The organism is Dyella sp. (assembly GCF_051962475.1).
Taxonomy (GTDB): domain Bacteria; phylum Pseudomonadota; class Gammaproteobacteria; order Xanthomonadales; family Rhodanobacteraceae; genus Dyella_A.
The window spans coordinates 48,009-73,471 of the sequence record NZ_JBQCCF010000036.1; the positions used below are offsets into that span (position 1 = coordinate 48,009).

Annotated in this window: 16 protein-coding genes; 10 read left to right on the top strand and 6 right to left on the bottom strand. The window is 68.0% G+C overall.

Features of this window, described 5'->3' with window-relative positions; genetic code table 11:
- Positions 1-44: 44 nt before the first annotated feature.
- Entirely contained in the window at positions 45-2,633 is a 2,589-nt protein-coding gene (gene clpB, locus ACTHJF_RS08530) for an ATP-dependent chaperone ClpB (protein ID WP_440266731.1), read from the bottom strand.
- Positions 2,634-2,760: 127 nt separating this feature from the next.
- Here clpB and otsB point away from each other — a divergent pair, with 127 nt between their 5' ends.
- The 3 genes from otsB to otsA are packed head-to-tail and all read left to right on the top strand — an operon-like array spanning position 2,761 to position 6,726.
- Complete coding sequence (gene otsB, locus ACTHJF_RS08535) at positions 2,761-3,585, top strand: trehalose-phosphatase (RefSeq protein ID WP_440266732.1); 825 nt, start codon at positions 2,761-2,763, stop codon at positions 3,583-3,585.
- A complete protein-coding gene (locus ACTHJF_RS08540; RefSeq protein ID WP_440266733.1) occupies positions 3,545-5,350 on the top strand; it encodes a glycoside hydrolase family 15 protein in 1,806 nt (601 codons plus the stop codon). Before otsB ends, ACTHJF_RS08540 begins: the two co-directional genes overlap by 41 nt.
- Positions 5,347-6,726: an alpha,alpha-trehalose-phosphate synthase (UDP-forming) gene (gene otsA / locus ACTHJF_RS08545; protein WP_440266734.1), complete on the top strand. Its 1,380-nt coding sequence runs from the start codon at positions 5,347-5,349 to the stop codon at positions 6,724-6,726. Before ACTHJF_RS08540 ends, otsA begins: the two co-directional genes overlap by 4 nt.
- 15 nt (positions 6,727-6,741) lie before the next feature.
- On the opposite strand, the gene pgeF is transcribed toward otsA, so the two are convergent.
- Positions 6,742-7,512, bottom strand: a complete 771-nt coding sequence (gene pgeF, locus ACTHJF_RS08550; protein WP_440266735.1) for a peptidoglycan editing factor PgeF — start codon at positions 7,510-7,512, stop codon at positions 6,742-6,744.
- Between the two features lie 3 nt (positions 7,513-7,515).
- Positions 7,516-8,490 (bottom strand): 23S rRNA pseudouridine(1911/1915/1917) synthase RluD, encoded by a 975-nt coding sequence (gene rluD, locus ACTHJF_RS08555; RefSeq protein WP_440266736.1) that lies wholly within the window; start codon positions 8,488-8,490, stop codon positions 7,516-7,518.
- 71 nt (positions 8,491-8,561) lie between these two features.
- Here rluD and ACTHJF_RS08560 point away from each other — a divergent pair, with 71 nt between their 5' ends.
- Positions 8,562-9,386 (top strand): outer membrane protein assembly factor BamD, encoded by an 825-nt coding sequence (locus tag ACTHJF_RS08560; protein ID WP_431634249.1) that lies wholly within the window; start codon positions 8,562-8,564, stop codon positions 9,384-9,386.
- A 219-nt stretch (positions 9,387-9,605) separates the two neighbouring features.
- Here ACTHJF_RS08560 and sucD read toward each other — a convergent pair whose 3' ends face one another.
- Positions 9,606-10,478, bottom strand: a complete 873-nt coding sequence (gene sucD / locus ACTHJF_RS08565) for a succinate--CoA ligase subunit alpha (RefSeq protein WP_440266737.1) — start codon at positions 10,476-10,478, stop codon at positions 9,606-9,608.
- A gap of 14 nt (positions 10,479-10,492) precedes the next feature.
- Complete coding sequence (gene sucC, locus ACTHJF_RS08570) at positions 10,493-11,656, bottom strand: ADP-forming succinate--CoA ligase subunit beta (RefSeq protein ID WP_440262980.1); 1,164 nt, start codon at positions 11,654-11,656, stop codon at positions 10,493-10,495.
- Between the two features lie 318 nt (positions 11,657-11,974).
- Between sucC and ACTHJF_RS08575 the strand changes: the two genes are divergently transcribed.
- Positions 11,975-13,633: a sensor histidine kinase gene (locus ACTHJF_RS08575; protein ID WP_440258360.1), complete on the top strand. Its 1,659-nt coding sequence runs from the start codon at positions 11,975-11,977 to the stop codon at positions 13,631-13,633.
- Here the strand turns inward: ACTHJF_RS08575 and ACTHJF_RS08580 are convergent.
- Positions 13,626-14,585: a LacI family DNA-binding transcriptional regulator gene (locus tag ACTHJF_RS08580; protein WP_440266770.1), complete on the bottom strand. Its 960-nt coding sequence runs from the start codon at positions 14,583-14,585 to the stop codon at positions 13,626-13,628. The genes ACTHJF_RS08575 and ACTHJF_RS08580 overlap by 8 nt on opposite strands.
- Positions 14,586-14,933: 348 nt before the next feature.
- On the opposite strand from ACTHJF_RS08580, the gene pgmB reads away from it, so the two are divergent.
- The 5 genes from pgmB (at position 14,934) to ACTHJF_RS08605 (ending at position 25,411) form a co-directional block, all read left to right on the top strand.
- Complete coding sequence (gene pgmB, locus ACTHJF_RS08585) at positions 14,934-17,972, top strand: beta-phosphoglucomutase (RefSeq protein WP_440266738.1); 3,039 nt, start codon at positions 14,934-14,936, stop codon at positions 17,970-17,972.
- Between the two features lie 68 nt (positions 17,973-18,040).
- Positions 18,041-20,566 carry a TonB-dependent receptor gene (locus ACTHJF_RS08590; RefSeq protein WP_440266739.1) on the top strand — a complete coding sequence of 842 codons (2,526 nt, stop codon included), beginning with the start codon at positions 18,041-18,043 and terminating at the stop codon, positions 20,564-20,566.
- A 129-nt stretch (positions 20,567-20,695) separates the two neighbouring features.
- Complete coding sequence (locus ACTHJF_RS08595; RefSeq protein ID WP_440266740.1) at positions 20,696-21,961, top strand: MFS transporter; 1,266 nt, start codon at positions 20,696-20,698, stop codon at positions 21,959-21,961.
- A gap of 40 nt (positions 21,962-22,001) precedes the next feature.
- A complete protein-coding gene (locus ACTHJF_RS08600) occupies positions 22,002-24,305 on the top strand; it encodes a glycosyl hydrolase family 65 protein (RefSeq protein ID WP_440266741.1) in 2,304 nt (767 codons plus the stop codon).
- Positions 24,302-25,411, top strand: a complete 1,110-nt coding sequence (locus tag ACTHJF_RS08605) for an alpha/beta hydrolase (protein WP_440266742.1) — start codon at positions 24,302-24,304, stop codon at positions 25,409-25,411. The genes ACTHJF_RS08600 and ACTHJF_RS08605 overlap by 4 nt, the downstream gene beginning before the upstream one ends.
- The last annotated feature ends 52 nt before the right edge of the window (positions 25,412-25,463 follow it).

Genomic DNA, 25,463 nt, shown 5'->3' on the forward strand with positions numbered 1-25,463 from the left:
CCAATTGGCGGGCTTCTTCGTTCTTGCCGGCGCAGCGGCCCAGGTCAAGCCTTGCCGAACACCAGGTGCCCGCCCTCGGCATCCACCGCCACGGTGGCGCCGGCCGGGAAACGTCCCTCGAGGATTTCCCGCGACAGCGGGTTCTCCACCTGCTGCTGGATCGCCCGCTTCAGCGGCCGCGCACCGTACACCGGGTCGAAACCCACGTTGCCCAGCAGGTCCAGCGCCTTCTCGCTGATGGTCAGGCCCAGCTGGCGCTCGGCCAGCCGCTTTTCCAGGCTGCGCAGCTGGATGCGGGCGATCTGCCGGATCTGCGGCTTGGTCAGCGGGTGGAACACCACAATGTCGTCCAGCCGGTTGATGAACTCCGGTCGGAAGTGCGCCTGCACCACGCCCATCACCGCGGCCTTCATCTGCGTGTAGGCCTCGGGCGAATCGTCTCCGGCCAGCTCCTGGATCTGGTGCGAGCCGAGGTTGGAGGTCATCACGATGACCGTGTTGCGGAAGTCCACCGTGCGGCCCTGGCCGTCGGTGAGGCGACCGTCGTCGAGCACCTGCAGCAGGATGTTGAACACGTCCGGATGCGCCTTCTCCACCTCGTCCAGCAGGATCACGCTGTACGGCCGGCGGCGCACCGCCTCGGTGAGGTAGCCGCCCTCTTCATAGCCGACATAACCCGGGGGCGCGCCGACCAGTCGCGACACGGCATGCTTCTCCATGAACTCGCTCATGTCGATGCGTACCATCGCGTCGGCCGAGTCGAACAGGAATTCGGCCAGCGCCTTGCACAGCTCGGTCTTGCCCACGCCGGTAGGGCCGAGGAACAGGAACGAGCCGCTGGGCCGGTTCGGGTCGGACAGCCCCGCGCGCGAGCGGCGCACGGAGTCGGCCACCACCTTGATCGCCTCGTCCTGGCCGACCACGCGCGCGTGCAGCGCGTCCTCCATCTTCAAGAGCTTCTCGCGCTCGCCTTCGAGCATCTTGCTGACCGGGATGCCGGTCCAGCGCGACACCACCTCGGCGATCTCCTCGGCGGTGACGCGGTCCTGCACCAGCTTGAAGTCGCCCTGCTGCTCGGCGGCCTGCGCCGCGGCGAGCTGCTTTTCCAGTTCCGGCATGCGGCCGTACTGGATCTCGCTCATCTTGGCGTAGTCCTGGCGGCGCTGCGCCGCCTCCAGCTCCACGCGCGCGGCCTCGATCTGCTCCTTCACCTTGGTGGCCCCCTGCAGCGCAGCCTTCTCGGATTTCCAGATCTCGTTGAGGTCGGAAAACTCGCGCTCGAGCTTCTCGATGTCGGCCTCCAGATCGGCGAGGCGCTTCTTCGACTCGTCGTCCTTCTCCTTCTTCAGCATTTCGCGCTGGATCTTCAGCTGGATCAGCCGGCGCTCCAGGCGGTCGAGCTCTTCCGGCTTGGAGTCGATCTCCATGCGGATGCGCGAGGCGGCCTCGTCCATCAAGTCGATCGCCTTGTCCGGCAGCTGGCGGTCGGGGATGTAGCGGTTGGACAGCGTGGCCGCGGCGACGATCGCCGGGTCGGTGATCTCCACGCCGTGGTGCACCGCGTAGCGCTCCTTCAGGCCGCGCAGGATCGCGATGGTGTCCTCCACCGTGGGCTCGCCCACGAACACCTTCTGGAAGCGGCGCTCCAGCGCGGCGTCCTTCTCGATGTACTTGCGGTACTCGTCCAGCGTAGTCGCGCCGATACAGTGCAGCTCGCCGCGCGCCAGCGCAGGCTTGAGCATGTTGCCGGCATCCATCGCGCCGTCGGCCTTGCCGGCGCCGACCATGGTGTGCAGCTCGTCGATGAACAGAATCACCCGGCCTTCCTGCTTGGCCAGATCGTTGAGCACGGCCTTGAGCCGTTCCTCGAACTCGCCGCGAAATTTCGCACCGGCGATCAGCGCGCCCATGTCCAGCGACAGCACGCGGCGGTCGCGCAGGCCCTCGGGCACTTCACCCTTCACGATGCGCTGGGCCAAGCCCTCGACGATCGCGGTCTTGCCCACGCCGGGCTCGCCGATCAGCACCGGGTTGTTCTTGGTGCGCCGCTGCAGCACCTGGATCGTGCGGCGGATCTCCTCGTCGCGGCCGATCACTGGGTCGAGCTTGCCGCTCTCGGCACGCGCGGTGAGGTCGATGCAGTACTTCTCCAGCGCCTGGCGCTGCTCTTCGGCGTTCTCGCTCTGCACCTTCTCGCCGCCGCGCAGCTTCTCGATCGCCGCCTCGATCGCTGCCTTCTGCGCCCCAGCCGCCTTCAGCGCGCCGCCCAGCTCGCCCTTGTCCTCCAATGCCGCCAGCACAAACAGCTCGCTTGCAATGAACTGGTCGCCACGCTGCTGCGCCAGCTTGTCGGTGAGGTTGAGCAGGCGCGACAGGTCGTTGCCTACGTTGATGTTGCCTTCCTGCCCGCGCACCTGCGGCAGGCGATCGAGCATCTCGCCCACGCGCTGGCGCAGCGCCGGCACGTTGACCTGTGCCTGGGTCAACAGTGGCCCGGTCGAGCCGCCCTGCTGATCCAGCAGCGCAGCCATCACGTGCACCGGCTCGAGCATGTTGTTGTCGCGCCCGACCGCCAGCGACTGCGCGTCGGCCAGCGCCTGCTGGAAACGCGAGGTGAGCTTATCCATCCGCATGAGGTGATCCCCTCTCTGAATACTGTTGGCAGCGCCGCTGCCGCTGAGGCGCAAGATGCGGACGGGCGAGGCCGATTCAAGCGGATGCGCCCAGCCTTCACATGAGCCTTGCTAGCGTGCGCCGCCGATGACCGCCCCCGCCACGCCCCCCACCGACCTGCCCCCGCCCCCGTTGCCCGCCCCCGATGCGCGCTGGGCGTTGTTCCTGGACGTCGATGGCACCCTGCTCGACTTCCATGACGACCCCGCCGCCGTCGCCGCCTCGCCCGAGCTGCTCGCGATCCTGCAGCAACTGCACGCCGAGTTGCACGGCGCACTGTCGCTGGTGAGCGGCCGTGCGCTGACTGACCTGGAACGGCTGTTCGGCCATCCCTGGGCAATGGCCGGCCTGCACGGCCTGCAGCTTCGCCACGCGGACGGGCAGCGCCGCGAGCATCCGCTGGACACATCCGCTCACGCGAAGCTCAAGCAGCGCGCCGAAACGATGCTGGAAGCGCTCGGCGGCATCGAACTGGAGGACAAGGGCATCGCCATCGCCCTGCACTGCCGCCGCTCGCCGGAACGCTTCGCCGTCATGCGCGATGCCGCGGCCGCTCTCGCCGAAGCGATGCCAGGCTACGAGCTGCAGGCCGGCAACCTGGTGATGGAGATCAAGCCGGCCGGCATGGACAAGGGGCGGGCCGTGCGCGAACTGCTGCAGCGGCCACCGTTCGCCGGCCGTCAGCCGGTCTACGTGGGCGACGACCTCACCGACGAGCACGCCTTCGACACGGTCGCGCGCGCGGGCGGGTACGGCGTGCGGGTCGGCTGTCGACACCCCACTGCCGCGCAATTCACGCTGCCTAGTCCTGCTGCCGTGCAGCATTGGTTGATCCGCGTGTACCACGCACTGATGCAAGGAAATTCGCTGCATGACCCCCGCCAGGACCGAGACCCCGCAGCACGATCTTGAGCTCGGTGTCGTCGGCAACGGCAGCATCGCCGCCTTGATCGACCGGGACGCTCGTGTCGTGTGGGCCTGCCTGCCAACGTTCGACAGTGACGCCTCGTTCTGTGCGCTGCTTTCGCCGCGCCACGAGGGCGGCGACTGGACGATCGAACTGCAGGACCACGAACGCACCGAGCAGTGGTACGAGACCAACACCGCCGTGCTCGTCACGCGCCTGTACGACCGCCACGGCGGAGCCATCGAAGTCACCGACTTCGCCCCCCGCTACCGCGCGCGCGGCCGCCTGTTCCATCCGGTGATGCTGGCCCGGCGCGTACGGCCGCTCGCCGGTGCGCCGCGCATTCGGGTGTTGCTGCGCCCGTTGTGCGACTACGGCGCCGAACCGGCGCTCGCCACGTCCGGCAGCAATCACCTGCGCTACCGGCTCAGCGACACCACCATGCGGCTGACCAGCGACGTCCCGGTGCCAATGATCCAGCGCGCGCTGCCGTTCGGGCTCGACCGCCCCGCTCACTTCGTGCTCGGCCCGGACGAGACGCTCGACGAAAGCCCGGCCGATTTCATCGCGCTGGCGCTGCATCGCACGCAGGAATACTGGCGCGACTGGGTGCGCTATCTGTCGATTCCCTACGAATGGCAGGACGCGGTGATCCGCGCCGCCATCACGCTCAAGCTGTGCCAGTACGAGGCCACGGGGGCGATCGTCGCCGCGCTCACCACTTCCATTCCCGAAGCCGCCGGCACCGAGCGCAACTGGGACTATCGCTTCTGCTGGCTGCGCGACGCGGCCTTTACCGTGCGCGCGCTCAACCGCCTCGGTGCGACGCGCACGATGGAGAACTACCTGCGCTACGTGTTCAACCTGGTCGCCGACCATGGCGACAGCGAGATCGGGCCGGTGTTCGGCATCACCTTCGAGCGCGAACTGCACGAGCGTACGGCCGGCGCACTGGCCGGCTATCGCGGCATGGGGCCGGTGCGTATCGGCAACGACGCGTGGCGGCAGCGCCAGAACGATGTCTACGGTTCGCTGGTGCTGGCCTCGGCGCAGTTGTTCTTCGATCGTCGCATCGAACATCGCGGCGATGCACGCATGTTCGAACGGCTCGAGCAGATGGGCCGTCTCGCCCTGCGCATGGCCGAGCAGCCCGATGCGGGGCTGTGGGAATTCCGTGGCCGCGCCGCGGTGCACACCTACTCGGCAGCGATGTGCTGGGCCGCCTGCGACCGGCTCGCCCACATCGCCACCGAGCTCGGGCTCGATGAGCGCGCCCGGCACTGGCACGACGAGGCGACCGCGCTGCGCGCGCGCATCCTCGCGCAAAGCTGGAACGCGCGCCTGGGCCACTTCGTGGATGCCTACGGCGGCGAGCACCTGGACGCCAGCCTGCTGCTGTTGGCGGACATCGGCTTCATCGATGCCATGGACCCGCGGTTCGTTGCCACCGTCGACACGGTGGGCCGGGTGCTCGGTCGCGGCGACCACCTGTTCCGCTACATCGCCCCGGACGACTTCGGCGCGCCGGAGACCAGCTTCAACATCTGCACATTCTGGTACATCGAGGCGCTGGCGGCGACCGGTCGGCGCGAGCGGGCACGGGCGATGTTCGAGCGCATGCTCGCGCAGCGCAACGCGCTCGGCCTGCTCTCCGAAGACATTGCGCCGACCTCCGGCGAGCACTGGGGCAACTTCCCGCAGACCTACTCGATGGTGGGGCTGATCCAGGCCGCCATGCGGCTTTCACGTCGCTGGGAGGATGCCCTGTGAGCGGCCCGAAGAAACACGGGCGGCTGGTGGTGGTATCCAACCGCGTGGCGCTGCCGCAGCAGACCGCCACCGGCGGGCTGGCCTCGGCGATGCGTGTGGCGATGCGCGAGCGCGGCGGCCTGTGGTTCGGCTGGAGCGGCAAGATCAGCGCGGACAGCTCGCGCGTACAGCGCACTCAGGACGGGGCGATCGACTACGCCACCATCGACCTCACCCGCACCGATCACGACGAGTTCTATGCCGGCTTCGCCAATCGCGCGCTGTGGCCGCTGCTGCATTACCGGCCCGACCTGGTGGATTACCAGCGCGGCCATCTGGACGGGTATCTGCGGGTCAATGCGCTGTTTGCCGATCACCTGGTTGAGCTGCTCAAGCCCGACGATGTGATCTGGGTGCACGATTACCACCTGATTCCCCTGGCCTCTCACCTGCGCGAGCGCGGGGTGAAGAACCGCATCGGCTTCTTCCTGCACACACCACTGCCGGCCGCCGGCCTGCTGATCGGCCTGCCACAACACCGGGCGCTGTTCGAGACACTGGCCGCCTACGACCTGGTTGGCGTGCACACGGCGCGCGACCTGCGCGCGCTGGAAGAATATTTCCTGCACGAGATCGGCGGCGCGATGCGCCCTGGCGGGCGTATCCGCGCGGCCAACGGACGCAGTTTCCGCGCTGGCGTGTTCCCCATCAGCATCGAAACCGACCTGGTCGAGCAAACCGCCCGCGAGGCCGCTCAGTTGGAGGAGATCGCCCAGCTGCGCGCCAGCCTGCAGGGCCGCGCGTTGATCATCGGCGTGGACCGGCTGGACTATTCCAAGGGCTTGCCCGAGCGCTTCCGCGCCTACGATCACCTGCTCGATCGCAGCCCGGAGCTGCACCGGCAGATCACCTTTCTGCAGATCGCGCCCCCCTCGCGCGGCTCCGTGCCGGAGTACCGGCAGATCCGACGCGAACTGGAACGCTTGGCCGGCCACATCAACGGCAAGTACGCTGCGCCGGACTGGGTGCCGATCCGCTACGTCAACCAGTCTTTCCCGCACCGCCTGCTGAGCGGCTACTACCGCACCGCGCGGGTCGCGCTGATAACACCGCTGCGCGACGGCATGAACCTGGTGGCGAAGGAATACGTCGCCTGTCAGGACCCGAAGAATCCCGGTGTACTGGTGCTCTCACGCTTTGCAGGCGCCGCGCACGAGCTGACCGATGCGCTGCTGGTGAATCCTGCCGACCCGGCCGAGGTCGCCAACGCCCTGGAACGCGCCCTGAAAATGCCGCTACGCGAACGTCGCCAGCGCTGGCGCGCCATGATGGATGTGCTGGAAAAGCAGGACATCACCGCCTGGTGCCAGTCGTTCCTGCATCGGCTCATTGGCTGAGCACGCTCCGCCCGCTCAGGACGATGCCGTCACCTCGCCCAGCCAGATCACGCTGGCGAAGCGGCCACTGCGCGCGCCGTCGCGGCGGTACGAATAGAAGCGCGGGTCGGTGAACGTGTCGAAATCACCACCGCCGACCCGCGCGACGCCCAGCGCCGCCAGCCGTCGCCGAGCGAGCGCCGCCAGATCGCAGCGCCAATGCCCCGGACGCGTCGGCACGAAGCATGCTGCGGCGCCCGCATCGCCATCGACGAACGCGGCGCGCACTTCCTCACCCACCTCGTAGCTGGCGAGGCCGATGCACGGACCCAGCCAGGCCTGCAACTGTGCCGCATCGGTCGCCATCGCAGCGACCGTACGCTCGATCACGCCGGCGGCCAGCCCCCGCCAGCCGGCATGGGCGGCACCGATCACGCCGCCATCGTCGCTGCACAACAGCATCGGCAGGCAATCGGCAGTAAGGATCACCAGCGGCTGGCCGCGCTCGCGGGTGATCGCAGCATCGGCCCGCGGCTCGTTCGCAACAACACGCTGCACGACGACCACGTCGGTACCATGGACCTGCTCCAGCCACTGCGGCGTACGCGGCAAACCCAGCGCGGCCTGCAGCGCCGCACGGTTGGCACCGACGGCCGATGCCTCATCGCCGCTGCGCGCCCCCAGGTTGAAGCAGTCGTAGGGAGCGAGGGAGCTGCCCGGCCCCTGCCGCGTACTTACCGCCGCGCACACGCCGGGCGGGGTCTGCCATGCAGGCACGACCCAGGCCGGATCGCCGTTCGGAAACATCGGCTAGTCCTCCAGTGGCCCGCGCTCGGCGAGGTCGGTACGCAGCGCCGCGATCAGCGCTTCGAGGTCTGACGGCCGCGGCGCGGTGAACGCAAGCGCCTCGCCGGTCGCCGGATGCACGAAGGCCAGCCGTTCGGCGTGCAGCGCCTGACGACGGAAGGCGCGCAGCACGGCGATCAGCGCATCGCTGGCGCCCTTGGGCAGGCGCAGGCCGCCGCCGTACAGCGGGTCGCCGACCAGCGCATGGTGGATGTGCGCCATGTGCACGCGGATCTGGTGCGTGCGGCCGGTCTCCAGGTTGCACTGGATCAGCGCGTGCGCCCGGAAACGCTCGCGCAGGCGATAGTGGGTGACGGCGCGCTTGCCGTCTTCCTCGTCGCGTACCGCCTGGCGCAGGCGGTCGCCCATGTGCCGGCCGATCGGCGCATCCACGGTGCCGCCAGCGACCAGCGTGCCCAGCACCACTGCCTCGTACTGCCGCTCCACGTCGTGGCGCGAGAGCATATCCACCAGCGCGGTATGGGTGGCCAACGTCCGGGCCACCACCATCAGGCCGGAGGTGTCCTTGTCCAGCCGGTGCACGATGCCGCCACGCGGCAGCTCTGCCAGCGCCGGATCGTGGTGCAGCAGGGCGTTGAGCACGGTACCGGCGGGGTTGCCTGCGCCCGGATGCACCACCAGCCCGGCCGGTTTGTTGAGCACCAACAGGTGCTCGTCTTCGTAGACGATATCCAGCGCGATGGGCTCGGCGGTGCTGGTCACCTCGGTGGCCAGCTCGGCCTCCAGGCGCACCTGCTCGCCACCGCGCAGCAGGTGCCGCGGCGCCGCCTGAGCGCCGTCCAGGGTGATCGCGCCGGCCTTGATCCAGCCGGCCAGGCGGGAGCGCGAATAGTCGGGGAACATCTCGGCCACGGTCTGGTCGAACCTGCGACCCGCGGCAGCCAGCGGCACCACGGCCTCGTGGCGAATGGTGGTCATGCCCCGCCCCGCGAGGCCCGGCCGGTTTCGGCTATCATGCCTTTTCGATCAAACATCTGAATTCCTTGCCCATGCGTATTTCCAAACTGCTCGTCGTGCTCGGCCTGGCCCTCACGATGAGCGCGTGCTCGATGTTCAAAGGCAAGCGCGACTCCATCGACACGCTGCCGGTGGCCCAGCTTTACAGCAAGGCCCACAACGATCTGGAAAACGGCGACTACGCCGCCGCCGCGAAAGCTTATCAGCGTCTGATCGCGCGCTTCCCCTCGGGCGACTACAACGAGCAGTCGCAGCTCGAGCTGGCCTATGCCCAGTACAAGGACAACGAGCCGGAAGACGCCTATTCCACGATCAACCGCTTCATCAAGACCTACCCGACCAACAAGCACGTCGATTACGCCTACTACCTGCGCGGCCTGATCAACTTCGGGCGTACCTCGGGAATCATCGAGCGCTACATCTCCCGCTCCGGCTCGGAAAGCCGCCGCGACCAGGGCTACAACCTGAAGTCGTTCGATGACTTCACCGAGCTCACCCGCCGCTTCCCGGACAGCGCCTACGCCGCGGACGCCCGTCAGCGCATGATCTACCTGCGCAACGTGCTGGCCCAGTTCGAGATCAACGTGGCCGAGTTCTACCTGCGCAACAAGGCTTTCGTGGCCTCGGCCGATCGCGCGCAGTACGTGGTGGAGCATTACCAGCAGGCGCCGCAGATCGCCGACGCGCTGGCCATCCTCGCCCGCAGCTACAACTCGCTGGATCGCAAGGAGCAGGCCGAGCAGGTGCGCAAGGTGTTGGCGTTGAACTATCCGGATCACCCGTACCTGACCGATCCGAAGTGGCCGCACGCGCCGTCCACGCTGCGCAAGATGGTGCCGTTCTCCGGTCACCACTGACGCCTCTCGACCATCGAGAAAAAAAGCCGGCGAGCGATCGCCGGCTTTTTTGTTGCCTGGACCCTGCGGCAGCGACGCGGCCCGCAACGGCTGGCCGGCGCAGCCCGGCGCCGTGATGGCCGCCGACAAGAAGAACCGGATGTCCGACAAAACAAAAGGCCGCGGGTCACGCGGCCTTTTGCATGGGTACCTGACGGCACCGATTCGCTCGATGGAGCCTTACTTCATCAGCTTGGCGAGCGTCTTGCCCAGGTCGGCCGGCGACTTCACCGTGGTGACGCCGGCCTTCTCCAGCGCGGCGAACTTGGCTTCCGCCGTGCCCTTGCCGCCGGAGATGATCGCACCGGCGTGGCCCATGCGCTTGCCGGCCGGGGCCGAGGCACCGGCGATGAACGACACCACCGGCTTGGTCACGTACTCGGCGATGAACTCGGCCGCGTCTTCCTCGGCGCTGCCGCCGATCTCGCCGACCATGATGATGCCCTCGGTCTGCGGATCGTCCTGGAACAGCTTCAGGCAGTCGATGAAGTTCAGTCCGTTGATCGGGTCGCCGCCGATGCCGATGCAGGTGGACTGGCCCAGGCCTTCGTTGGTGGTCTGGAACACCGCTTCATAGGTCAGCGTGCCCGAACGCGACACGATGCCGACCTTGCCCGGCTTGTGGATGTGCCCCGGCATGATGCCGATCTTGCACTCGCCCGGGGTGATGATGCCGGGGCAGTTCGGCCCGATCAGCACGGTTTCCGGATGCTGCGCCAGCACGTTCTTCACGCGCAGCATGTCCAGCACCGGGATGCCCTCGGTGATCGCCACGATCACGCGGATGCCCGCGTCGATCGCTTCCAGGATCGAGTCGGCCGCGAACGGTGGCGGCACGAAGATCACCGACGCATCGGCGCCGGTCTCGACCACGGCCTCTTCGACCGAATTGAACACCGGCAGACCGATGTGCTCGGAACCGCCCTTGCCCGGAGTCACGCCGCCGACGACCTGGGTGCCGTAGTCCAGCGCCTGCTGCGCATGGAAGGTGCCCTGCTGGCCGGTGAAGCCCTGCACCAGCACCTTGGTATTTTTGTTGACGAGAACGCTCATGTTTCGATTGCTCCTCAGGCCTTGGCCGCAGCCACGGCTTTCTGCGCCGCATCGTTGAGATCGTCGGCCGGCGTGATCGCCAGGCCGGAGTTGGCCAGCAGTTCGCGGCCCAGCTCGACGTTGGTGCCCTGCAGGCGCACCACGACCGGAATCTGCAGACCCACTTCCTTCACCGCGGCGATGATGCCCTCAGCGATCAGATCGCAGCGCACGATGCCGCCGAAGATGTTGACCAGGATGGCCTTCACCTTGTCGGAGGAGAGGATCAGCTTGAACGCCTCGGTCACGCGCTCCTTGGTGGCGCCGCCGCCGACGTCGAGGAAGTTGGCCGGCTCACCGCCCGCCAGCTTGATCACGTCCATGGTGGCCATGGCCAGGCCTGCGCCGTTGACCATGCAGCCGATGGTGCCGTCCATCGTCACGTAGTTGAGGTTGTGCTGCACTGCAGCCGCCTCGGCCGCGTCTTCCTGGGTCAGGTCGCGCATGGCGGCCAGGTCGGCGTGGCGGAACTCGGCGTTGTCGTCGGAGTTGACCTTGCCGTCGAGCGCGGCGAGGTTGCCGTCCTCGAGGATGGCGAGCGGGTTGAGCTCGACCAGCGACAGGTCCTTCTCGTTGAACAGCTTGTACAGGCCCAGCATGATCTTGGTCAGCTGGCCGACCTGCTTGGCGTTAAGGTCCATCGCGAAGCCGAGCTGGCGGCACTGGTACGGCTGCAGGCCCTCGACGAAGTCCACCACGATGGTGTGGATGTCTTCCGGGGTGTCCTTGGCCACCTGCTCGATGTCCACGCCGCCGTGCTTGGAGGCGATGAACGAGACCGACTTGGAATCGCGGTCCACCAGGATCGACAGGTACAGCTCCTTGGCGATGTTGGTCGCGTCGGTGACCAGCACCAGGTTCACCGGCAGCGCGCGGCCGGCCGACTGGTAGGTCTCCATGTTCGTGCCCAGCATGCCCTTGGCGGCCGCGCGGACATCGTCGAGGCTGCGGCAGAACTTCACGCCGCCGGCCTTGCCGCGGCCGCCTGCGTGGATCTGCGCCTTGACCATCCACTGCGTGCCGCCCAGATGCTTGGCGGCATCGACAGCGGCGTCGGGGGAATTGGCAACCTTGCCCGGCGGGACGGCGATGCCGTACTGCGCGAACAGCTCTTTGGCCTGGTACTCGTGGAAATTCATTCGATACCTCGAGTGAATGGGGGACGTGTCGAACCCTCGCACCTGGCTGGGGCGAGGGTTCGGGAGAGTCGGACGGCGGTTGAGGAACGCTGCCGGCGTGCAAAGCGCTGCCGTGGTGGGCCGGTCGGGCGCGCCGGGGGCGCGAGGACCGATCACCGCAGAACGGCGCAGTACGGCCGCGCATTTTCGCAGCAGCGGGCCCGGATGGAAAGGGCGGGGCGCACTGCGACGCTTCCGGACCACGCTGCGCAAGGCGCGACAGCGCGTCTATACTCGCCCGCAACCCGTCCCGATTCCTGCTGCGGAGTGCGCATCGACGTGTCCAGCCCCGCCCTGCCGCCCACCCCGGGCATTCGTCGGGCCACCACGGCCACCCGCCACGAACTGTTCTTCCTGAACTACTTCCGCCTGGCGCAGGCGGTGGTCTACGTGGCGCTGGCCTACAGCCCGCTGGGCCTGCAGTGGCTGAAGCTGACCCATCCGGACTTCGCCCAGACGGTGGTGGTGGTCTATCTGCTGGCGGCGATGACCATCCTGCTGCTGACGCGCCGGCTCACCGTGATCGCGCCAGCCACGGTGTCGATCAGCCTGATCGTGGACATCGGCGTGGCGGTGATGGCGGTGATCGCCATGCACGACGCGCGCATCGGCATCGCCATGATGCTGGCGGTGAACCTCAGCGCCGGCGCGCTGGTGCTGCCGCTGCGCCTGTCGCTGTTCTTCGCCTCGCTGGCCACGCTGGGGATGCTCGGCCACACCGTGATCGAAGCCCCGGCCGACAGCGCCATCAACAGCCACGAGCTGGTCGAGGCCGGACTGTTCGGCCTGGCCTACTTCGCCAGCACCACGCTGTGTCACGTGCTCGGCCGCCAGCTGCGCGCCACCGAGGCGCTGGCCGAGCAGCGCAGCATCGACCTGGCCAACCTGGCCCAGGTGAACGAGCTGATCATCCGCCGCATGAAGACCGGCGTGCTGCTGGTGGACGACGCCAACCGCATCCACCAGCTCAACGAGTCGGCCTGGATGCTGCTGGGCAACCCGCCGGCGGACAAGCGCGACTTGGGCCAGCTGGCGCCGGAGCTGTCGCGCCGGCTGTACCACTGGATGACCTCGGGCAAGCTCGACGAGACGGCCACCCAGCTGGCCGACGGCGTGCCCGAGGTGGTGCCGCGCTTCACCCGACTGGCGCCGAACGACGATTCGCACGTGCTGATCTTTCTCGACGACACCTCGCTGGTGTCGCGCCGTGCCGAGGAGCTCACGCTCAGCTCGCTGGGCCGGCTGTCCGCGTCCATCGCGCACGAGATCCGCAACCCGCTGGCGGCGATCCGCTACTCCGCGCAGCTGCTGGCCGAGTCGCGCAACATGCCGCCGGCCGACCAGCGCATGGTGGAGATCATCAACAACCACTGCGTGCGATTGAACGAGATCATCGAGAACATCCTGCAGCTGTCGCGGCGCGAGCGCTCACGCCCGGAGACGCTGGACCTGGGCCATTGGGCGAACGCCTTCGTGGAGGAATACCGCCAGGGCAACGACCTGGGCGAGGACTCGCTGCGGGTGATCAACTCCAGCGCGCCGGTGGCCGCGGTGGCCGATCCGCAGCAGCTGCAGCAGGTGGTGTGGAACCTGGTGCAGAACGCGCTGCGCTACGGCCGCATGCCGGGCGAGCCGGCCCGCGTGATGGTGGTGACCCGCCCAGGCGAGCACGGCGTGCCGATCCTGGAAGTGATCGACCGCGGCCCCGGCATTGCGCCCAAGGTCGCTGCGCAGATCTTCGAGCCGTTCTACACCACGCACGAATACGGCACGGGCCTCGGCCTGTACCTCGCCCGGCAGATGACCGAGGCCAACCAGGCCTCGCTGGAATACGTGCGCGTTGCCGGTGGCGGCAGCTGTTTCCGCATCACGCTCACCCCAGCGCACGCCCGCCAGCCCGGCAGCGAGCCGGCGGCGGCGGACGAGAATCTCAGGTAGCGCGCACCATCAGGCTGACCGGCAGCACCTGCGATGCCACCTCGTCGCCGCGGATCAATGCCAGCATCTTCTGCGCGAGCAGGCTGCCGCCGGCCTGCCAATCCTGCCGCACCGAGCTCAGCGCTGGCTGGAACGCGGCGGCCATCGGCATGTCGTCGTAGCCCACCACCGAGACGTCGTCGGGTACCTTGCGACCGAGCTCCTGCACGGCGCGTATCGCGCCCATCGCGAGCAGGTCGCTGCACGCGAACAGCGCGTCGAACGGCACCTTGCGAGTGGCCAGCGAGTGCACCGCGTCGATACCCGAGGCCAGCGTAAATTCGTCGCGGCGCAGCAGCAGCGGCTTCACGCCGTGCGCGGTGAGCGTGTCGACGAAGCCGTTGAGGCGCTCGAAGATTTCCGGATGGCTCGGATTACCCACGAACACCGGGTGCCGACGCCCCTGGCGCAGGAAGTGCTCGGCCACCTGGCGGCCGCCCATGCGGTTGTCCGAACCGACCACAGCGTGCGCGTCCTCGTCGCTGTGCGCGCCCCACACCACCATCGGCAAGCCGAGCTTGTCGAACCGGCGCACCGCGTCCTGGCGCACGCCCTGACCCAGCAGGATCAGCCCGTCGGCCGCCTGCACCGCCGCCGCCGCCGCGCCCTGGCGCGTGGTCAGCAGCACGCTGTAGCCGGCCGCGGTGAGCTCCTGCGCGATGCCGCCGAGCAGGGTCAGCGGGTAGGGATCGAGCATGGTGCGGTCGCTCGAGGGCTTCATCTCCACGATCACCGCCACCGTGTGGCTGCGGCGCAGGCGCAGGTTGCGCGCGCTCACGTTGAGCTTGTAGCCGTGGTCGCGCGCCAGCTGCTGGATCCGCTCGCGGGTCTCCGGCGTCACCAGTGGACTGTCGGCGAGCGCCCGCGACACGGTGATCTTGGAGACGCCGGCGAGATCCGCTAGATCCGCCATGGTCAGGCTGCCAGCGGCGGACTTGTCTTTGCGCGAACGCTTCAATGCATGAGTCTCCGGATCCGGACCGGGGCGGACAACGCTTCGCCGCGCCGGTGATGTCCCAGTGTGTCGATTTGTGCGGTGCGCGTCTAACCCGCCGCAGTGCCGCAAAGGATCGAACCTGACGCGGCGCCGCGGACCATCCCGGCGGGCCGCGCTCTCGGTTCTCGGGGCCGGCCCGCCGGGCCAGTTACATGCCGCGCCGCACCAATGATATCGATATCTTGATATCGATATCATTAGCTGTCATCTTCACGCCCCGTTGACCGGAGCAGGTCCGGCACGTGATCCGACACAGGGGGACTCTTGGACAAGCTTGATGTCGCGCCGGCGCAACCGCTGGCATCGACCACCCAAGGCCACGCCCCCTATGCGCTGCCCGCGGGAGATATCGACCCCTGGCGGATCGTGCGGCGCCGCGCCGACCCAGCGGACTTCGCCCAGGACGAGAGCCTGTTCGCGCTGGCCAACGGCGCGCTCGGCGTGCGCGGCGGGCTTGAGGAAGCGCCCGGTGCGTCGCACGGCAGCTTTCTGGCCGGCGCCTGGGAGCGCACCCCGATCGAGTACCACGAGCGCTTCCCCGGCTTCGCTGCGCACACCGATACGCGCATCCCGGTGGCCGACGCCATCGGCATTCACCTGCGCCTTGGCGACACCCCGGTGCGCCTGGCCGAGGGAGAATGGCTGGATTTCGAGCGCGAGCTGAATCTTCGGGCCGGCTGCTATCGGCGCCGGTTGCGCTGGCGTTCGCCGACCGGCGAGACGATCGAGATCCGCGCCGAGCGGCTGGTCTCGCTGGAAGAGCCTGGCCTGCTGGCGATCCGCTACAGCGTGCAATCGGTCGATTACCACGGCGCGATCACGCTGGAGTCGTCGATCGATACCGCGCGCGACGCCATCGAGCAGGGCTTCGATCCGCGCATCGGCGCGCGAGTGGACGGCGGCTTTCACACCGAGCAATCCGATGCCGACGAAGCCGGCGCCTGGCTGATCCAGCGCACCACGCACAGCGGCGTTCGCGTGGCCTGCATGCAGCGGCACCGGCTCGATCCCGCCCTGTACTGCCGCTACGGCGGCCATGGACCCAACGGCGTGGTGCAGCTGCATGAGGGCGCGTTGCTCCCCGGCCAGACGATTACGCTGGAGAAATACGTCGCCTACGCCTGGACCGCGCCGCATGGCGAGGACAGCGACGCCGCCCTGCTCGCCCGCGCCGGGCAAGCCCTGCGGCATGCGCAGGCGCAGACCTTCGCCGGGCTCATGGACATCCAGCAGCGCGCGCTCGCGCCGCTGTGGGAACGCGCCGACCTGGCCATCGAAGGGGACCCGCGGGCGGAGCAGTCGCTGCGCTTCAACCTGTTCCACGTGTTCCAGTCCAGCGGGCGTGACGGCAACAGTTCGGCCGCAGCCAAGGGCCTCACCGGCGAAGGCTACGAGGGTCACTACTTCTGGGATGCCGAGGCGTTCATGCTGCCGGCGCTGGTCAATGCCGCACCGGAGCTGGCGCGCGGCATGCTCGTCTACCGCTACCGCACGCTCGATCGCGCCCGCGCCCACGCCCGCGAGATGAATCACGCCCGCGGCGCGCTGTACGCGTGGCGCACCATCAGCGGCGACGAGTGCTCGGCGTACTTTCCCAGCGGCTCGGCGCAGTACCACATCAACGCGGCGGTGGCCTGGGCGGTGCGGCTGTACGTCGACGCCAGCGGCGACCAGGATTTCCTGCGTGAACAGGGCGCCGAGATGCTGATCGAGACGGCACGCGTGTGGCTGGACATCGGCCACTTCAACCCGCGCCGCGGCGGGGCCTTCTGCATCCATTCGGTCACCGGCCCGGACGAATATTCGGCCCTGGTGGACAACAACCACTACACCAACCGCATGGCGCAGAAGCACCTGCGCGATGCCGCGGCTACCGCGCGCTGGCTGGCCGCCGAACATCCGCAGGCCTGGGCCGCGCTGGCCGCCCGCCTTGCCCTGGATGAGCGCGAGATCGCCACCTGGTCGCTCGCCGCCGACGTGATGTACCTGCCGGTCGACCCCGCGCTGGGCATCTTCCCGCAGGACGACGCCTTCCTCGATAAGCCGCGCCTACGCGCGCGACCCGCGGGCGAAGGCAAGCGCCCGCTGCTGCTCGAACTGCACCCGCTCACGATCTACCGCCACCAGGTCTGCAAGCAGGCCGACACCCTGCTCGCCCTGATGCTGGCCGGCGACGACGTGGACCGCGTCGCCAAGCGACGCAACTTCGACTACTACGAAGGCGTCACCCTGCACGACTCCACGCTGTCGGCCTCCACCTTCAGCGTGCTCGCCGCCGAAGTGGGCTACGACGACAAGGCCTACGCGTATTTCCTGGACACGCTGCGGGTGGATCTGGACGACCTGCACGGCAACGCCGCGCACGGCGTACACATGGCGGCGATGGCCGGCAGCTGGCTCGCACTCACCTGGGGCTTCGGCGGCCTGCGCGTGGTCGAAGGCATGCCGAGCCTGGCACCCCGGCTGCCAGCGGGCTGGACGCGCTACCGCTTCGGTCTGCGCTGGCACGCGGCGCAGTTGCGGGTGGAAGTGGAGCGCGACCGCGTGCACTACACGCTGACCGCTGGCGGCACGCTGCGCCTGCGTCACCACGGCGTCAGCCACACGCTGGCGCCGGGCGCGTCGGTCGAGCTGCCCCTGCATCCGGTTCGCCTGCCGCGCCCGCTCAAGGCGGTAATCTTCGACCTGGACGGCGTCATCGCCGACACCGCAGTGGTGCATCACGCAGCGTGGAAGCAGCTGGCCGCAGAGATCGGCGTGGCGTTCGACGACGCCACCGGCGAGCGCATGAAGGGCGTGGATCGTCGCGGCTCGCTCGACATCCTGCTCGAGCGCGCTTCGCGTGCCTACGGCGAAGACGAAAAGCACGCGCTGGCCGAACGCAAGAACAGCTACTACCGCGAGCAGATCGCCCAGTTCGGTCCGCAGCATCTGCTGCCTGGCGCGCAGGCCGCGATCGCCTCGGCGCGCGCGGCGGGTATGAAGATCGCGCTGGCCTCGGCCAGCCGCAACGCACCGCTGCTGCTCGAACGCCTGGGCATTGCCGACCTGTTCGACTACGTCGTCGATGCATCGCGCATCGCACAGTCCAAGCCCGACCCGGAGATTTTCCTCGATGCCGCGCGTGGGTTGGGCGTGGCACCGCACGACTGCCTCGGCGTGGAAGACGCCGCGGCGGGCGTGGACAGCATCCTCGCGGCGGGGATGGCCGCGGTGGCGGTGGGCGATTCGCCCGCTCTGGCGCACGCGGATGTGCTGTTACCGAACGTCGCCGCGTTCGACATCGCTAAGTACACAACATAACGGCGAACCGGCGCGGCGCCCGGGGGGCGCCCGTCACCATAAACAAGACTGGTGGGGAGACAACGTTGATGAATACCAAGCATCTGACCCGATTGGCACTATCGGCGGCGATCGCCGCCACGCTGATGCCGGCGTTCGCGCTGGCGCAGGACGCCGGCGCGCCAGCCAGCGGCAGCACGCGCAACCCCCAGGCCAAGCCCGACGCAAGCAAGGCCAAGAACCTAGACCAGGTGGTGGTCACCGGCAACGCCGCCACCGGCGGCTTGAAGAAGATCGACACCAGCTACTCGGTGACCACCGCCACCGCCGAACAGATCAAGATGGACAACCCCAAGAGCACGGCGGACCTGTTGAAGATCGCGCCGGGCCTGTGGCCCGAATCCACCGGCGGCCAGACCGGCGCCAACATCGAGATCGCCGGCTTCCCCGGCGGCGGCGATGCGCCGTTCAACACCGTGCAGCTGATGGGCTCGCCGCTGTACGGCATGCCCACGCTGTCGTTCTTCGAGCAGACCTCGATCTTCCGCCTCGACGACACGGTGGACCGCGCCGAAATCGTGCTCGGCGGTCCGTCGGTGGTGTTCGCCGATGGGCAGATCGGCGCCACCGAGAACTTCATCCTCAAGACCGGCACCGATACGCCCAGCGGCAGCATCGGCGTGACCTACGGCAACGAGAACCTGCGCCGGGTCGACGGCTTCTACGGCTTCCCGATCGCCAACAACTGGTACGGCAGCGTGGGCGGCTTCTACCGCGACTCCGATGGTGTGCGCGATCCGAAGTTCTCGGCCGACAAGGGCGGCCAGTTCACCGCCACGCTGAGCCATGACAGCGACAACGGCACCATGACGCTGTACGCGCGCCGGCTCGACGACAAGAACCAGTTCATCACGCCGATCCCGCTGATTCAGAGCGGCACCGATCACTTCAGCGCCTACCCCGGCTTCGATCCGCTCACCGACACCTACAACGGGCCGGAGATTCAGCACGTGAACCTCCCCGGTTATCCCGGCGGGGGCACCCGTGCCAACCTGGCCAACGGTCGCGGCGCGAAGTTCAACTTCTTCGGCGGCAACTTCGACTACGACCTGGGTGGCGGCTGGAATGTCTCGGACAAGTTCCTGATCGACGGCGGCGACGCCGACACCAACGCGCTGTTCTCCGGCACCAACCCGGGCTCGCTCAACGACATGCTCTACACCGATGGCTCGAGCATCGGCGCGTTCAATCTGGCCCCCGGCTCGGCAACCGCCACCTACGTCAACGGCGGCGGCGCCGTCGATCCGAACCAGAGCGTGATCCACCAGGGCTGGTGGTACATCCACAAGCACCTGAAGAACATGAGCAACGATTTCCGCCTGAGCAAGGAAATCTTCGAGGGCAACACCCTCACCGGCGGCATCTACCTCGCCCACTACACGATGAACGACAAGTGGGCGCTGGGTAACCAGATGCTGATGACCAACACGCCCAATGCGCGCCCGATCCAGGTCACCTACCAGGAAAACGGGCAGACCAAGTACCTGACCGACGGCCAGGGCTTCCTCGACTACGGCGGCTTCAACATCGCCCAGCATGGCAGCGCCACCAACAAGGCGTTCTACCTGTCCGACGTGTGGCGCATCGGCAAGTGGCTGTTCGACCTGTCCGGCCGTGTCGAGAACCAGAACGCGACGAACAACGTCTGCAACCTGGCCAACAAGAACCTCGACGGCAACGACAACACGATCTACGACAACAACGTACCGGTGTGCGACGGCACCTATGCCCGCACCGAGTATGACAAGACCCACCCGTCGTGGACCTTCGGCGTGAACTACGAGCTCGCCGACAACATGAGCGTGTACTTCCGTGCCAACCGGGGCGCGCACTTCGACGACTTCGACAACGGCATCCGCGGCAACACCACCGGCAACACCGCGCCGATGCAGAAGATCCAGAACTTCGAAGGCGGCTTCAAATACCAGAGCGCGCAGTGGTTCCTGGACCTGAGTGCCTACCATCGTCAGTTCATCGGCCTGCTGTACCAGCCGACCGACTCCGGCGGCGTGCCGAACGGTCCGCAGAGCACCTACGGATCGGATTCGAAGGGCATCAACGTCAACACCGCCTGGAGTCCGACCGAAGCGCTGAAGTTCCAGCTGGTCGGCAACTACCTGGACGGACACTACTCGCACAACAACTCGTGCCTGCCGTACACCAACCCGGTCACCGGCGACGGCTGCGCCCTGATCAACGGTGTGCAACTGCAGCGCCAGCCCAAGGTGCGCTACATGTTCACCCCCAGCTACAAGATCCCGTTCAGCTGGGGCGACGTGCTCGCGTTCGTGACCTATACCCATGTTGGCCCGCACACGCAGGACATTTCCGGCCTGCAGCAGCTGGGCAGCTATCACACCTGGGACTTCGGCGTGGTAGCGAACATCGAGCAGAACTGGCAGCTGCGCCTGCAGGGCACCAACATGACCAACGAGCTGGGACTGACCGAGAGCAACTCGCGTATCTTCGGCGCCGCCAGCGGTACCAACGGCGTGATTCTGGCCCGTCCGCTGGAAGGTCGTGAGGTCAATTTCCAGGTGAAGTACCTGTTCTGATGGTCCGTCCGGAGGGATGCGTCCTGACGGACCTGTCCTGATGCACTGAAGCGTTGCCCGTACGGTCCGGATCGCGTCCTCCCTCGCGATCCGGACCGTTCTTTTCGCGATCCACCGAGCGAGAGCCGCATGAAACGATTCCGCATGGTCGCCGCGCTGGCGCTGATCTACATGGTGTTCGCCGTGCTGCTCAACAGCGTGGGCACGGTGATCCTGCAGTCGATGGCCAGCTTCGGCGTGGACAAGCCGCAGGCCAGCCTGCTGGAGCTGTTCAAGGATCTGCCGATCGCCATCACCTCGTTCGTGGTGGCTTCGTTCCTGCCCCTGCTCGGCTACCGCCGGGCGATGATGGGCGCCCTCGCCATCGTCGGCGGCGCCTGCCTGCTGATGCCGATGTTTCCCGGTTTCCACACCACCGAATTCCTGTTTGCCTGCGTCGGCGTCGCGTTCGCGCTGGCCAAGGTGGCCGTGTACTCGTCGATCGGCTTGCTCACCGCCGACCGCGCCGAGCACTCGCGACTGACCAACACCATCGAAGGCCTGTTCATGGTCGGCGTACTCGCCGGCGGCTGGCTGTTCAGCGCTTTCATCGACCCGGCCAACCCGGCCGACCCCGCGTGGCTGCGGGTGTACTGGCTGCTCGCGCTGATCTGCTTTGCGGTGATCGCGCTGCTGGCGGTGTCGCCACTGGACGAGTCCGCGGCGCGCGATGCCTCGCGCCCCTCACCGATCGGCTCCGTCGGCCAGATGCTGCGGCTACTGGGGCGGCCGCTGGTGTATGTGTTCCTGTTGTCGGCGTTCCTGTACGTGCTGATCGAGCAGAGCTTCAGCACCTGGCTGCCGACCTTCAACAACGAGATCCTCAAGCTACCCAACGCGATGAGTATTCAGATGGCGTCGATCCTGGCCGGCGCCACGGCACTGGGCCGCATCGGGGCCGGCCAGGCGCTGCGCCGGGTCAGCTGGCATCGCCTGCTCAACGGCTGTGTGCTGGCGATGGCGGCGCTGGTGCTGCTGGTGCTGCCGCTGGCGCGCGGTGTGACGGCGTCGACGCACGTGGGCTGGGGCAGTGCGCCGGTGGCGGCCTATCTGATCCCTTTGATTGGTCTGCTGATGGCGCCGATCTACCCGGTGATCAACTCGGTGGCGCTGAGCTCGCTGCCCAAGCCCTCGCATGCGGCGATGACCGGGCTGATCGTGATCTTCTCCGCGCTGGGTGGCACGCTGGGCTCGCGCATCACGGCGATGGTGTTCGCCCGCTTCGGCGGCATCCACGCGTTCTATTTTTCACTGGTGCCGATGACCCTGGTGCTGGTGACGTTGTTCTTCTTTCGCCGCGAGACCGAGCGCGCCGGCACGCTGACACCGGTGGCCATGGGCCTGAGCGGCAAATAATTCCACCGACGCCGGCGGATCGTCCGCCATGGAGGTCCGCATGCGACGCTGCGTGTCCGCTTGCTTCGCACTCCTGCTTGCCGCCGGCTGCGCTCGCGCGGCGAGTGAAGACCCCGCCGGCTTCCGCCTCACCGTCAGCGCCGCCGACTGGCCAAGCTACTTCCCCGGTCTGCTCGCCAACGGTTACCTGTCCACCCTCACCGCGCCGCGCGGCACCGAAGGCAATGCGGCCGAACTGGTCGCGCTGATGGACTATGCCAAGGGCGACATCGCCCGTCCCGCCGGCGTGCCTGGCTGGACCGCTGTCGATTACAGCGCGGGCCCTTCGGTGGCCGGACAGTTCTGGATGAACCAGGTGCCGCTGGATGCCGCGCACTTCCGCGACTACACGCAGACCCTGGACCTGCGCGAAGCGACCCTACACACCCGCTATCGCTACGTTGACGGCGACGGCCAGCGCGCCACCGGCGTCGACGTCACCACCCTGGTGAGTCAGGCGGCGCCGCATCTGGCGGCAACGCGCGTGGTGCTGACGCCGGCGTTCGATGGCGAAGTACAACTCTCGCTCGCCTTCGACCTGTGGGCGCCGATCCAGCCAAGACTGCCGCTGGCCCGGCTGACCGGCGAGCAGATGCAGGAGGCGGTCGCCGCGCAGCGGCGCAGCCTGACGCCGGTGCCGCCGGCCACGCCGGACCGCGCCGCATTGTGGTACCCGGGTGACGTGCACGTAAGCCGCGCCGAAGGCGACGCGAGCAACGCCACGCTGTGGTTGGACGGTCGCGCCGAGCAAGGCCTGTCGATGGCTATGGCCGCAGCGATCGCCGTGCCGCCGGCAGTGCATGCGCAGGACGTGCAGGTCCATCGAGGCGCCTACCGCCTCGCCTTGAACGTGCGGTTGAAAGTGAAGCGCGGTACGTCCTACGCCTTCACCAAGTTCGTGGCGGCGTCGCGTGAAGGCTGGGGTGGCGACGGCCAGGCCGATCTCGCCCTGGCCAAGGCCGCGCGCACGGCCGGCTTCGAGGCGTTGCGCCGTGCCCACGTCGCCGCCTGGAACCGCCTGTGGCAAGCCGACATCCGCATCGACGGCGACGAGGCGGCGCAGCGGTTGGTGCATGCCGACCTGTACTACCTGCTGTCGAACGTGGCACCAAACACGGCCTGGCCGGTCGGCGCCTGCGCGATGACCACCGGCTACACCGGCCACGCGTTCTGGGACAGCGACTCGTGGGTGTTTCCGGCATTGCTGTTGCAGCACCCGATGCGCGCGCGTTCGCTGGTGACCTTCCGCAGCCGCACCCTGGCTGCCGCGCAGGCACGGGCGCGCGCCCGCGGCTTGCCCGGCGCGATGTACCCGTGGGAAGCCGATCCAGAGCACGGCACCGAGCAAGTGCCCTACTTCGCCAACATCCTCAGCGGCCGCGAGATCCACGTCAGCGCCGACGTGGCGATCGCGCAGTGGCAGTACTTCCTGGCCACCGGCGATCGCACCTGGCTACGTGAGCAGGGCTGGCCGGTGCTGCGCGAAGTGGCGCGTTTCTGGACAACCCGTGCAGATCGCGGCGCCGACGGCCGCTGGCACATCCGCCACGTCACTTCGGTCAGTGAGCCGTACACCGACGTGGACGACGATACCTACACCAACGCGTCGGCCAGCCGCGCGCTTGAGTTCGCCGACGCCGCCGCACGGGTGCTGGGCGAAGCGGCCGATCCACGCTGGAAGGAAGTCGCCGATCGTCTGGTGCTACCGATGTCCGCGGATGGTCGCCATCACGTCGACTTCGATCCCGCCACGCCGCACCGCCCCGGCGACGGTGCGGCCGACACGGTGCCGCTGCTGGCCTATCCCTCGCTGGACTGGCCGATGGACGAGGCGCTGCGTCGCGCCGACTTCACCGCAGCCGTGCCGCCACTCACCGACCCCGACCACGTGCCCAACAGCATGGGCTTGGCGCCCACCTCGATCGCCGCCGCCGCGGCAGGCGAACCCGATGTCGCGGTGGCCTGGTTCCGCGCCAACGTGACCGCCGACGTGATCAAGCCGCCGTTCAACGTGCGCACCGAGACCGCCACCAACAACACCGGTTACTTCCTCACCGCCGGAGGCGGACTGCTGCAGAACGTCATCTTCGGCTTCACCGGACTGCGACTGCGCGAAGACGGTCTGGTTGCTGCCTACGCGCCGGTGCTTCCATCGCACTGGCGCGCGTTCACCCTGCATCGGGTGCAGGTGCGCGGCCGCCTGCTCGACATCACCGTGCGCCGCGACGTGCAAGGCCGACCGACGCTCGACCGCCGCGATCTCGGCCCCGCGCCCCCATCTGCTGCCGCTGGAGAAGTCCCATGATCCGCATCGCTGCATTCCTCGCCGGGCTCTTCGGCCTGCTCGCGCTGCATCCCGCTTCGGCCCAGGAAACGCGCGCCGGCGTGCGGCCCGATGGCACCGTCACCGCTCCAGCGTCCCGCGTGCCGTACTCGGACCTGGCCTCGCCCGAAGCGCGAGCATTCTTCCCCAGAATGCTCGCCGAAGGCGCCAAGGCGCCGCCGATCACCGCGCCCATCGCCGAGAGCCGCGCGTTCTACGACCGCATGAACAGCGACCGCGCGGCTCGCATGGAGAAGCTCTATCCAGTGACGATCCATGCCCAGACCATCGCCGGCGTCGACACCGACGTGGTGCTGCCAGCCAACGGCGTGACACCGGCCAATCGTCATCGCGTGCTGATCAATCTGCATGGCGGCGCATTCCTGTGGGGCGCGCACAGCGGCGGCCTGGTGGAGTCGATCCCGATCGCCAGCCTCGGCCGCATCAAGGTGATCAGCGTGGACTACCGGCAGGGGCCGGAGCACACCTTCCCTGCGGCCAGCGACGACGTCGAAGCGGTCTACCGCACCCTGCTCAAGCAGCACCAGCCGGCCGACATCGGCATCTACGGCTGCTCGGCCGGCGGCATCCTCACCGCCGAGGCGGTCGCGCGCTTCATCCACGACCGCGTACCGGTGCCCGGGGCGATCGGCACGTTCTGCGGTTCGCTGCTGGACCTCTCCGGCGACTCGGCCTGGGTGGCGCCGCTGTTGAACGGCCAAGGGGTGCCAACGCATCACCTTGGCATCGGCGACCTGCCGTATTTCCACGGCGTCGATCCGAACGATCCGCTGGTGCAGCCGGGCCGGTCACCCGCGCTGCTGGCGAAGTTCCCGCCGACCCTGCTGATCACCGGCACCCGCGACATGGCGCTGAGTTCGGAAGTGCGCAGCCAAGCGCTGCTGCAGGCGGCCGGCGTCGAGGCCGAGCTGCACGTGTGGGAAGGCATGTGGCACTCGTTCTTCTCCGATCCAGAGTTGCCCGAATCACGCCAGGCCTATCGCACCATCGTGGAATTTTTCGATCGGCACCTGGGACACGTCGCCCGTCCACGTCGCCTTCACACAGAGGCCGACGGCGGGCGCTGAGCGACCCGATGCGCTTTGCCGGCACGGGATGCGGCGAGTATCCTGTCCTGCA